This is a genomic window from Xanthomonas dyei (assembly GCF_002939865.1).
Taxonomy (GTDB): domain Bacteria; phylum Pseudomonadota; class Gammaproteobacteria; order Xanthomonadales; family Xanthomonadaceae; genus Xanthomonas; species Xanthomonas dyei.
Genome location: NZ_MDEE01000068.1, coordinates 1 through 13,145, shown reverse-complemented (window position 1 = coordinate 13,145; position 13,145 = coordinate 1). Strand labels below are relative to the sequence as shown.

The 13,145-nt window shown below is 60.4% G+C and carries 1 protein-coding gene; it reads left to right on the top strand.

All coding sequences use genetic code 11. From position 1 onward, the window contains the following. Positions 1–92: 92 nt before the first annotated feature. Positions 93–13,091 (top strand): LysM peptidoglycan-binding domain-containing protein, encoded by a 12,999-nt coding sequence (locus XdyCFBP7245_RS22430; protein ID WP_158255531.1) that lies wholly within the window; start codon positions 93–95, stop codon positions 13,089–13,091. Positions 13,092–13,145: the final 54 nt, after the last annotated feature.

The window sequence follows — 13,145 nt, the reverse complement described above, 5'->3', positions numbered from 1 at the left end:
GTCGCCGAACGTCAGTTGCATGGATGATTCCTCAACACGAGGCGGGTAGTGTCGCGCATCTGCCGTGCTTTGTTCAGAGGTTCCCTAAGGGTATGGTGGCAGTGTTTACGGGCAATGGGCTGGGGCTGTTCGATAGCTCTCTGGCTGCCCTCGGGGCGACAACCGGTGGTACCGCCTCGCTAGGTCAAGGACGCGACCGTCAATACGTCAACGTGGCGCAGGGCAACCTGGTACTTCAGGCCGCTGACGAACACTTGAACTTCCGCGGCCTGTCGGTCGGATTAAATCGCACCTATAACAGTCTGGGGCAGTTGTCTGATGTCGGAGCCGACGGCTGGCTGACAGGGTTCGAACGCAAGGTCAGCCTAGTCGGTACGCTCAATACCGCCGGCTCGCGTGTGCGCCTGCAACAAGGCGACGGCAGCACTAGCGAATTCCAGTACAACTCCGCTACCGGCGGCTACCTCTCCACCGCCGGCGCAGGTGCCCACGACACCCTGTCCTGGGATGCCGAGTCCAAGACCTGGACCCTGACCGAGGGCAGTACGCGTCGGCAGGAAATTTTCGCCGATCATGCCGATGCAATCGCACAAGGGCGGCTGCTTCGCATCATTGGCGGAACGACGGACGGAGGTACGTCCGCAGCGTTCGACGTGATCTACAACGTCGATGGTCGCGTTGGCGCAGTCGTCCAGGCCGACGGCACCAGCAGTGGCGATGCAATCGTGTTCTCCTACGATGCGCAGGGCCGGCTCGCCGCGGTCGGCACACGTCAGACAGGCGTCATCCAGCACCAGATCGCTTACGAATACGACGCCCAGGGGCGGTTGACCGCCGTGGTCACTGATCTCACCCCCGAGGACGACACAGACAACGTCTGGAACACGGCGAACCGTGCGGCCAACGATGGCCTGCTCTTTCGCACCGAATACAGCTACGTCGACGCGACCAGTTTGCGTATCGCCTCGGTGCGTCAGAGTGACGGCACCGTTACCCGCTACGGCTATCAGAGCGATGGTCGCCTCGCCAGCGTCGCATATGGCGAAGGAGCGCAAGCACAGACATACACGCTTGCATACGTAGCTAACCCGCGTCAGACCGATGTAACCGATGCGGCTGGCCGCACGTGGAGCTATCGGTTCGACACCGCAGGCCAATTGCTGGAAGTTCTCGCCCCGCCGATCAGCGGTCAGCGCGATGTGACCAGTTACACCTATGACGCTGCGGGCAACCTGCTCTCGACCACGCAAGCGCGCGGTAGCGTAGTACTGAGTCAGTTCACCTATGTTTACGATGGCAGCGGCAATCTGCTCCGTCAGACCAACAAGGCAGGTGAGGTCACCGTTCGCGCGTATTCAGCGCAGAACCAGTTGCTTTCCGAAACCCGCTATCTCGCCGGGACGACCAATTTCAGTACCGCAGAGCCTCCGGTCGCTGGCGCGCTACGGACACGCTACGTCTACGACAGCCAGAATCGGCTGCGTTATGTCGTCGATGCCGAAGGCCGTGTGAGCGCGTTGGAGTATGCGAGCAGCGGCACAGGCGTCGGCCAGTTGGCCAACACGCGCAGTTTTGCGAATGCAGGCTACGCCGGCACGACCTATACCGAAGCTGCCTTGCAGTCCTGGTCTGCGCCGCTACTGGCAGACAGTTCGCTGGTCGAATACAGCTACGACCCCAATGGACGTCTTGCCTTGACGGTTGCCTTCGCGCAAGTCGACGCCAGCGGTGCGGGCGTGCGCGATCAGGCCACCCTCACGACAGTGTCGACCTACGACGGGCAGGGGTTGCTGTTGCGCAAGGCCACCGTGCGCGGCACCGTCGAAGCGCCGGTGCTGAGCGAGATCGTGGACTATTCCTACGATGGCATGGGCCGCTTGCTGGGCGTTTTGCAGAGCCCTGGGGCGGGCGCTGGCTCGCCTGCTCCGATTGACCCCGTAGACCCTGTCGATCCCACGGATCCGACAGACCCAGCTGATCCTGCAGATCCAGTCGATCCGCCAGTCGCCCCGCCGCCAACCCGCACAACCACGTACCAGTATCTGGATAGCGTGGGACGCATCGCTATCGCGCAGACTGCGGGCGCCACGCAGATCCAGGTGAGAGACAGCGCTGGGCGGACCACCACGACGACGTTGGAAGACCCCACGGCCGTTGGCTCCGCCCGCACGCAACGCTACGTCTATGACGCTGCAGGTCTGCTGCGCGCATCCGAAGACGCATTGGGTGGGCGCGTCTACCAGTTCTACGACGAAAAGGGCCGACTGGCGGCACAGGTCGATGCCACAGGCACCGTCATCGGCTACAGCTACGACGGGGCAGACCGAGTAATCGCCACCACGACGTATGCAAAGCGCGTCACGACCGCCAACTGGCTGGTAGACGGAGCAGTGGTCCCCACCCTGGTCTCGCAGATCGGGCTGCGGACAGACAGCGCCAACGATCGTGTCACCCGTCGTAGCTACGACGACGCCGGCCGGGTACTGACCGAAACCAGTGCAGTCGGTACGGTGACTCGCTACGCGTACGATGGCGCCGGGCGCCTGATCACCGCCACTATCGGCACTGGTGCCACTGCACGGGTCACACGTAACTTCTACGATGGCTCGGGCCTGCTCACAGCGACTCTGGATGCGGAAGGCTTCCTGGTCGAACGCGGCTACGACAAGGCTGGCCGGCTGATCCGCACCACGGCCTACGCAACCGCGACCACATCCACGCTGCGGGCAGCCGGTACGCTGCAGCAGCTACGCCCAGCTGCGGCAGACGCGGACCAGACCACGCGCTTGTTCTACGACCGGCGCGGCAATCTGGTCGGCCAGCTCGATCCGGAAGGCTACGTCACCGAATACGTGTTCGACGAGGATGGCAACAGCCGTGCCACCTTGTCGTACTACAAGCAAGTTGCCGCATCGGCACGTGAAGGCGACTGGGCGAGCATTCGCCAGCAGGTTGCGACTGTGGCCGACGAATCCGCCTACAGGCAGCAGCGGCGGCAGTTCAATGGATTGGGTCAGCTGGAAACAGAGGTTTCCACCAGCGGGCTGGTGACGCGCTACGTATATGACGCGGCGGGACGCTTAGTACAGACTTCAGCCGGAGAAGAATACACCGACGAATTTGGATCGAACTTCTTCGATGGCCGTGAAAGCAACCGCTTTTACAACGTGTTCGGAGAGATTATTGCAGAGCTGGATGGCGTTGGTTCGGAGCAAGTGCGCTGGGCACAAAGCAATGACGAGCGGCAGGCATTGATCGCCCGCTACGCGACGCGCTACGAGTACGACGCGTTGGGGCGCATGATTCGCAGTACGAACCCCAATGGAGTGGCGACCTGGTTCATCCATGACGCCGAAGGACGGTTGCGCTACAGCGCGCAGGGCATGTCCAGCGCGGAAGGCGTCAAGAACGCGCAAGCTGAAGTCACCGAATGGCGTTACAACGCCTTTGGCGACCAGACCGAGCAGATTCGTTACGTCGGCCGTCTGCAGCTGGCAGTTCCCAACAGCCGCCAGAGCCTGCAGGACGCGATCGGCACATTATCTTTCACAGCCGCAAACGACGCACTCCAGCAATTCACCTACAACGCGAACGGGCAGGTCATCACCGCAACCGATACGCTCGGTGTTCGTACCCTGCAGACGTATAACGTGTTCGGTGAGGTCGAACGACTCGAACGTGCCGCGGGCACGCCACGCGGCACGGTCACGACCTACAGCTACGACCGTCGCGGCCTGCAGTTGCAGACCGCACAGGACGCAGGGACACGACGGCTCAACCTGACCCAAAGCGTTCGTTACGATGCCTTCGGACGCGCAGTCAGCCAGACCGACGCACGTGGCACAGCCACCGCCCGCGTCTATGACAATAATGGCCGGCTGATCCAGATATCGCGCCAGGTCGAGGGGCGTGCTGAGACCACCACTACGCGCTATGACGCGTTTGCACGTGCAGTGGAAATGACCGATGCCAGTGGTAACACTACCCGATTCGCCTACGACGACCAGCAGTTGCAGGTACGGACGACGACCGCACTCGGTGTTGTCACGGTTTCGTCCTATAACGAATTTGGCGAACTCGTGCTAATAGATGGCGCCACGCTCGCCGGCTACCAATACGACGAAAATGGCCGGCTGGTATCCTGGAGTGAAGGAGCGGCTCTGGATAATCGCCGCACTTACGACGATGCAGGGCGTTTGATAGCGAGCAACGAGAAAGGCCAAGCTGTCAACTATATCTACGACGATGCGGGGCGCGTAACTGCACGTATTACGCCTTTCATGGAGGTTAATCCCCAGACCGGTCAGGTAGAGCCACTTCCCAGTAGCCCCACCATCCGCTATGCCTATGACGCATTGGGACGACAGCTGCGCATGGTCGATGCAACTGGTGCAGCGACAGAGTTCCGTTATGACCTGTCTGGCCAGTTACTAGAATCGGTAGTGGATCCGAGTGGGCTTGCACTGAAGACAACTTATGCATGGGACGAGCTTGGACGCCAAATCTCCATTACCGAGGCAGCAGGAACAACAGCGTCAAGGACGACGGTCTATACCTACGATGCCGCGGGACGACGTATCAAAGAAGTTGTCGACCCAAGCAAGCTCGCGCTTGCCACAACTTACACGTTCGATGCTAACGGCAACCTTGTAGCACGCCAGGATGCTGCCGGTAGTGTGACACGCTATACCTACGACGAAGCCAACCGAGCAAGGTTTGAGGTTAACGGCGTCGGCGATGTGACCGAGAGCCACTACGACATCTCGGGACGTCGGGTCGCCACGCGCAGTTACGCCGCGCGGATCGCTTTGGAAAATGCTTCGTTGCAGATGACCAGCCAGCAACTGGAAGCGCTGGTGGTACGTAATGATACGCTGGATCTACAGAGCTACACGCTGCTGGATAGCGATGGTCGTAAGGTAGCTTCTATCGATGGTGCCGGAAGTACGATTATTTATCGCTACGATGTAAATAGCCGTCAAATTAAGACCACTCAACTGGCCACTCCGACGCCGCTCTCACAAGAGCAGCGAAATCTACTCGAGCAAGGAAAATCTGCCGGATCTGAGTTCCAGATCACGCAGGATGAGAGCCGAGATATAGAGCAATGGAACGTATACAACCCCACTGGAACGGTATTGGCGTCAATTGACGGATCCGGTGCGGTAACCGAGTTTTATTATGATAAAGCGGGCCGTATAGCTGGCCGCAGGCAGTATTCCAGCGCAATTTATCTTGATGGCTACGTGAATGATGATGGGATTTCTACGATCAGGCAGCTGCTTGACGAGGGCTGGTCGTCGTCTGAGTCAGAAAGTCTCATTGAGAATCTGGTTGGGCGAGACTACGATTACAGGGAAGTGGGATACTTTCGCGACGAGGCTGGCCGGCTCATATATGAAGTCCAGACCACGACTGTCGATCGGTTCGGTCGCCGAGATGACCAAAGGTTGACCGTAAAGGAGTACAGATATTCCCCCGCCAACACATTGTTGGCCGAGATCGTGTATGGCGTCACCATCCCGTATGCCGGGGACGGCAATACGTGGCCCTTATCTACCATGCGCGTGAAATACGATATCGAGAGTCGACTCAAGTCTGAGTTGGATGATCGTAGGGGGGCAGGAACGCCGCAGGCCCTTACTCGACAACGCGATTATTATTATGACGCTGCAGGAAGACAGCGCTTTGCAATCGATGCGGGTGGCGCGGTCACCGAGCAGAAATACGATGCGATGGGGCGCGTGATCGAAACGCGCAGTTACGCGACGTTGATGACCACCAAGCCGGCAACATTGGCTGAGGTCGAGGCCAGCGTTGCCAATGCCACCAACTACCAGGGCGGATCGTTCCGTTACGATGCTGCTGGCCGTGTGATCTCTCAGGCAGATCGCCTGGGCAAGGTCGAGTTCTTCAGTTATGACGGCGCAGGGCGTGTGATTCGTCACCAGGATCGCAATGGTGCGGTCTGGAACTACACCTACGATGCTGCCGGCAACAAGACGGCCCAAATCAGCCCAGCCGTCGCGGTGGCAACCGCTGACGCATCCGGAACCGTGACCAGTGTGCAGCGCAGCCTCGTCACCCGTTATACCTACGATGGGCAGGGCAATGTCACCTCGATGATCGAGGATGCAGATGGTGGCCGCCCGCGTGTCACGCGCTACGAATACGACAACCGCGGTCATCAGATTCGCACCATCTTCCCGGATGCCGGCCGTTTGAATGCCAATGGTGAACTGGTGGCGTCCGGCGAGAGCGCCACCGTTGAGATTACCTATGATGCCTTCGGCAATGCGGTCATGCAGAAGGATGTGCTTGGAAGATACAGTTATAAGTCCTACGACACGCAGGGAAGGCTGGCCTACGATGTAGATTCGGAAGGTTATGTCATTAGCTACGGATACAATGCTTTCGGAGATCAATCGCGGCTCACGCGTCATGCCTACAAGGCAGACATATCGACCGATATGCCGGACCCAAATCCGGAATCCATTGGCCGTTATCTGCACTGGATGAATTCAAGCGACGATCGCACGATTTATACGTTCTATGATCGGGCCGGCCGCAAATCAAGCGTTGGCACGATGCCTGTTGTACAGCCAGCACTGACAAGAGCATCCGGTGAAGTGCAGGCCACGTTCTGGGGTCAGGAGCCTGTCGAGGAGGATCTGAATTGGAGCGCGACGTCACGCACGACGTTCTATTACGATGCTTTTGGAAATTTGAAAAAAGAAGCTGTCCTTCTCGAACGTGATACCTGGGGTAACTACGGCGACCTCGGCTACGGCACGTATGCGATGACGTACCACGTCTACGATAACAATGGCCGTGAAGTAATGAGGACGGATCCGGAAGGCTACGTCACGACCTACGAGTACACGGCGACGGGTCAACTTGCCAAGCAGACGGAGTATGCCAACCAGATCGTCGAGGCCGACCCCGAAGATCTGCATAACGTCGAGCTCTCGGACAGAGATCGCAGTACGACATACGTCTACGACGCCTTGGGACGCAAGACGTCCGAGACGGTGACGCGCCGCGCACAGGATAGATTCGGTGCCGCAAGTGTCGGTCCGCTGACCAACACCTACACGTACGACGCCGAAGGTCGTTTAACCCAATCGCGCATTAGTAACCAGACTGTCAACATGGCTTACGATGCGCTCGGTCGCATGGTAGCCACACGTGAAGGCGACCGTGCTGTGGTAAGCGCCGCTGCGACGGGCTTGCTGGCGAGCGGTGATTTCGCCGGGATCGACGATGCCAAGCTGTATCAGACGGTCGTTCCCACCACGACCATGCGCTATGACGCGTTCGGCAACCTGGTCGAGCAATCCAGCGGCGCCGACGGTACAAATTGGGTCACCCAAACTTTCCGCTACGATTGGCAGGGCCGCAATGTCTGGCAGCGCGATGTGCTGGGCAATGAGCTGACCCGCACCTTCGATGCCGCGGATCGCGTATTGGAAGAGCGGCGCAAGATCAGCTATGCGGCTTTCTCGCAGTCCCAGAGCGGCAAGTTCAGTTACACCTGGAAGGCGGCGGCTGAGCTGGGCGAGTGGGCATGGTTCAGCACGCGCTACAGTTATGACCACATCGGGCGCCAGTTAGGCAAACAGTCATTCCGCGAGAGCTTCGCCAATAACCAAAGCATGGGCGAGGTAGTCGAGGCCAGCGAGCGCGTGATCTACAACGCGTTTGGCGAGATCGAGGTTAAAGATACCCGTACGACCGGCGCCGAGGTGGATCAAACGATCCGCTATCAATACGATAACCACGGCAACGTTACTCGGACGAATGCCGACGGCGTAGAGCGATACTTTACTTACGACGCTAGCAATCGCCAGATCTCCGAGTCGCATCGGGTTGGTGGCTCCAACGGCGAGTCCTGGAATGGCTGGTATGTACAGAATTCGCTTGAGCTTGATCTCCTTGGCCGAGTGGTCAGGCGCACGCGTATGGCGTACGACCAGGACGGCAACGCGACTGACACGGTGACGCAGCACACTTACGACCGCTGGGGCAACCAGACCTGGGTAAGGGATGCCAAGGGCAATGAAACTTCGTTTGCATACAACGACGCGAATCAGCTGATCTCGCAGACTGCACCGGAAGTTAAGGTGGTTTCTGCCAGCGGCGTGACCACGTTTGAGCGCCCGGTGATGGGCTGGTTCTACGACGCAATGGGCCAGCTGGTCGGCACGCGAGATGCCAACGGCAACGGCCGTCGTTACACCTACGACATCCGCGGCCGGATGACGAGTGAAGAAGATGCCACCGGCGGCATCAAGCGTTATCGCTACGACGCTCTGGGTCGCCAGACGTTGTCGTCCGACGCAGATGGCACCCTGACGCTCAAGCAGGTGGATGCGGCTGGCCGAGTGGTATCGGTATGGGCAGACAATGGCAATAAAGCCGATGGCAGCCGCAGCTGGCAGGAGATGGAGCGTTATGTACTGGACCAGGACGGCAATCGCCTGGTCAGCATCGACAGCAATGGCAAGGTCACCAAGGCCTCCTACGACAGCCAGGGCCGGATGATCCGCTCGGAGAGCGCCACCGGTCTGGTGATGGAATACGCCTACGACTTGCGTGGCAACAAGATTCTGGAGCGCAACGCGCTGGCGCGGGCCAATCGCGAGAGTGGCGAAGAGGGTGCGGACTGGAAGATCGATCGTGATGGCCAGCAGGTCTACGTCGATGAGAAGACCTGGGAGTACGATGCATTCAATCGCGTCATCGACCACAATGATCTGAGCGGGCTGGATTACGACTATACGTACGATTGGAACTCGGGCCAGCTACTGTCGGTGTCGATCAGCGATAGGCCAAGAGAGTTTTTTAGGGCAGCAGGCGGCTCTGCGCAGATGGAACAGGAACCCGAGTTTCCCGGTGATCCCGGTGAGCCGGAACCACCTGCGCCCAATTACATAGAAAGCCAGCGCAGCTACGTCTACAACGCCGACGGTCTTGTTGCACGTGTCGAAGAGCCAAGCACCTCGTACGATCCCGCCACCGGTAAGCGGAGGACCAACTCGACCCGTTACGAATACGACGCTAACGGCAACCGTACGCTGGAAGAAACCACCAGCTACGACGCCAACAATCAGTTGTTGCAGGTATCTACCCGCACGAGCTACGACGCCCACAACCGCATCGAACGTGTGACCCAGGACGATCTGGTGGCGCAGCGCCGTCTGCTCGATGTGCGTTATTCGTATGACGCCATTGGCAACCGCCGTCTGGTCGAAATGGGCAGTGCGTTCAATCCAGCGGGCGAGCAGCCATCCAATGCGAGTTTCGAGGATGGCAATCGCGGCTGGACGTCAGGCGAAGGCTGGGTCATCAGCCAGCGGGGCGTTGGCGGTGCCGCAACCACCGGTACGTGGGGTACCGAGTTCAAGGGCTCCAACAAGGGGCCGCAAAGCATCACCAATAACAAGCGGGTTGAAGTAACGGCGGGTCGGACGATTACTGCCAGCGCCATGATCCAGCAAGGTGCTTCAAGCGCTGGCGCCGCAACGGCACGCGTGTTGGTGATCTGGTACGACGCTGCGGGCAACATGCTGCCTGGCGGTGAAGGCAAGTCGTGGAGTGCCGGCAACCTGATTACCGGCGGCTCAAATGGCGAATGGTTCAAATCGCAGGTCACCACGACCGTGCCGCCGGGCGCAGTCTCCATGTCCATTGGCGGCAGCGCCAACAAACGCGCCAACGCCAATTCGCTATGGATGGACGATTTCCAATGGACCATCAGCCCCATCCCCAACCCGGCCCCGGTCAATGCCGGCATGGAGCAGGGCAGCACCAACTGGGACCTGGGCGAAGGCTGGACGATTGGTCGGGAAGGCTCTAACGGCGATGCTTTTACCGGCACCTTCAGCGCGCAGTTCAATGGCTCCAACAGCGGCCCCAAGAGCATCACCAACCAGCAGCGCGTGCCGGTCGTGCCGGGCAAGAGCGTCACTGCCAGCGTGATGGTGCAGCAAGGCGCCTCCGATGCCGGCGATGCCTCCGCGCAAGTGCTGATCGTGTGGTACGACGCCGCCGGCAACATGCTGCCGGGTGGCCTGGGCTCGTCCTGGTCGTCGGGCAATGTGGTGGACAGCGGTTCCGGTGGTGCCTGGCACAAGTCGTCGGTCACTGCAGAGGTGCCGCCAGGTGCGGCCTTCATGACCATCGGTGCCAGTGCCAACAAGCGCGCGGGTGGCGATCCGTTATGGGTGGACGATTTCCAGTGGACCTATACGCCGGTCGAACCCGGCATCAAGGAGCTGCCGGTCGACAAGGCGTACTGGTTCGAATACGACAAGGAAAACCGCGTCACCGTCAGTAATGGCGTGCTGCAGGCGGGCAAGATCGTCATCGCCAACGACGACACCAGCTCGCTGCAGAGCTACAACGCAGACGGCAACGTCACCTTGCGTCAGTCCTACGACAACGGGGTGCTCAAGCGCCAGCAGTTGTTCTACGACGACCAGGGCCGGGTGGTGCGCATCGTGCAGACCTTGCCCGACGGCGTTACCCGCTTGCTGGAGACCAGCCGCTACGACGCCTCCGGGCGCTTGCTGGAGCGGCGTCAATATGCGGACAACGGCTCGGCCAAGCGCATCGATGTGAGCAGCTACGACGCCGATGGGCGGCTGATCGATCAGATTGCCTACGGCATCCCGATGGGCGGCAGCGCGCCGCCGGCGGTGGACGAAAACGGCAACCTGGAACCCAGGGATGGTCTGGAAGGTTTGCAACTGCTGAGCACCGTGCGCTACCAGGACGGCACGCCGGCCACCGGTTACGACGCCGCCGGTCGCCTGCGCGGGTATCGCTACTCGCTGGTGCGTAACGAGCAAGGCAGTGGCATGACCACGCCGGAGGGCTACACCCACACCTACCGTTACACCTACCAGGGCGCAGAGACCTACCTCACCCAACAGGTGGTCGGCACCAGCACGCACAAGGACTTCAAGACCAGCAACAGCACCAGCACCTACGATGCGTGGGGCAAGCTGCTGTCGGTGCGCGAGAACACGCCCGGCGGCAAGGTGGATGACCGGCTGCGGTATTTCACGATGGATGCGGAGGGCAACATCCTGCGCCGCACCGAGGGCACGTTCGAGGGCGGCAGGTTCACCCAGGACGATGCCGAGCGCCTGCGCACCGAGCAATATGCCTTCGCCAACGGGCAATACGTCGCTGCGGGCCGCTTCGACGGCAAGACCGACGTGCTGGGGCAGATGAACGCCTACGCCAGTACCGATGTGGGCACCTACAAGGTGACGGTGCAGGCCGGCGACACGCTACGCGGGCTGGCACAACGCCTCTACGGCAACAGCAACCTGTGGTACGTGCTGGCCGAAGCCAACGCCATCGACGACGACAGCGGGCTGGTGGCCGGTGCGACGTTGAACGTGCCCGATGTCAAGGCAAACACCAACGACGCGAGTACGTTCAAGCCGTTCAACGCCAGCGAGGCGATCGGCTCGACCACGCCGTCGCTGCCGTACATCCCCAAGCCGCCGGAAAGTGGGTGCGGCACGTTGGGGATGATCATCATGGTGGTGGTTGCCATTGTGGTGACGATTTATACGGCGGGTGCTGCGGCGGGCCTGGTAAGCACGGCGGCAGCCAGTGCCACGGCCGCTGCGGGCGGCACGATCGGCGCAACGATGGCGACCGGTGCTGCGGCACTCGCGGGGGGATTCACTGCGACCGCGGCGGTGGTGGGAGGCGCAGCGGGTGCATTTGCCGGCAGCCTCGCCAGTCAAGCCGTCGGCAGTGCAATGGGGCAGACCAGCTTCAGCTGGCGCAACGTGGCCGCAAGTACCGTGGCTGGCGCAGCGACCGCCGGGTTTGGCACATTCGTTAGCGGTGCACCAGCGGTCGTGGCTGCGGTGGCCACTGCGGCAGTGGGCAATGTCAGTAACTATGTGGCCAACAAACTGGTCGGTAACGAAGCCAGCTTCAACTGGCGCAGCGTGGCGGCCAGCGCGGTGACGGCAGGTATTACGCAGCGGTTGGCACCCAGCATCTCCAACACGCTAGGCATTAATGCCAGTAGTTACGGCCGCGATATTGTTTCCGGCATCACCGGCGGTGTGGTCAGCGCGCATGTCCGTCAAGGGATGGTCGGTGGGGCCGTGAATTACCAAGACGTGTTCGTGGACGCCTTTGGCAATGCACTGAGCAGTGCGTTAGGGCGTTTGCCGAGTACTGCGGACACAGCAGACACCGGTCGGGATCGTTACCGCTATGCGTTGGCAAGCACCGATGGCGGTGGTTCGTCGGGGATGGTTGCCCGTCTGGGCGAAGAAGGCGTTGTGACCATGGACACCGTGCAGGTCAGGCCGAGCGCAGAGCAGCTATCCGAAGCAGCTGTGGCCAGCCGCATCGCAGCAATGGGCGTGGTCGAAAACAGCGGCATCACGCGACGCGGTCCTGCGCCCAGCTGGAGCAATGGATACGGTGTTGCCGGTCCGGCTCCCGATTGGCGGATGACCGGTACCCAGCCTTCCCCGATACGATTTGGAAACAATGGTGCCGGCGTACATGTCTTCAACGGAACTGGAATCGGGGACGGTATCGTCAACACCTGGAACTCAATGGCATCGGCGCAAAGCGCAGGTGTGCAGCGCGTGCGTGGCGAGTTAGCCGGGCTTGAGTTGCCATTTACTGACCGCACGTTCGGTGAGACAGCGATTGGCGGAAGATACCTCGATAGCATGCCGATGCTGCCGCAGTGGAGTGGCAATGGCATTGCCAGTGCGTTGGCGCCTGACATCACCGCGTGGGTCGATGCTGGCTTCCCCATACCGGAATCGCCCTTCGATACGATGGTGGGGCAATGGAAGGGAAGTCAGAACTTCCTGATCAGGACAACCGAAGGCGTCATCAATGGTTCTTCGGCAGGTGGCCTGACGAATCTGTTGACTGGCTACAGCCTGGATCTACCAGAGTTTGAGATCAGCCAAGGCCAGCGATTGGGCGCGGCGCTTTCGGAGGCTGGTACCATTGCAGCGACAACGGTGCTACCAGAGTTGAGGCTGGGGCAGGCGCGACGTCCCCCCGCCCTGAGTAGCGATCGGGTTTAGAGTCCGGGGTTGATGATATCGGTGTTTGCCAGATGTTGGGCATAAGCGGACGGC

Coding starts and splice junctions, on each gene's coding strand:
- XdyCFBP7245_RS22430 (WP_158255531.1), top strand. CDS start 93: ATGGTGGCAGTGTTTACGGGCAATGGGCTGGGGCTGTTCGATAGCTCT.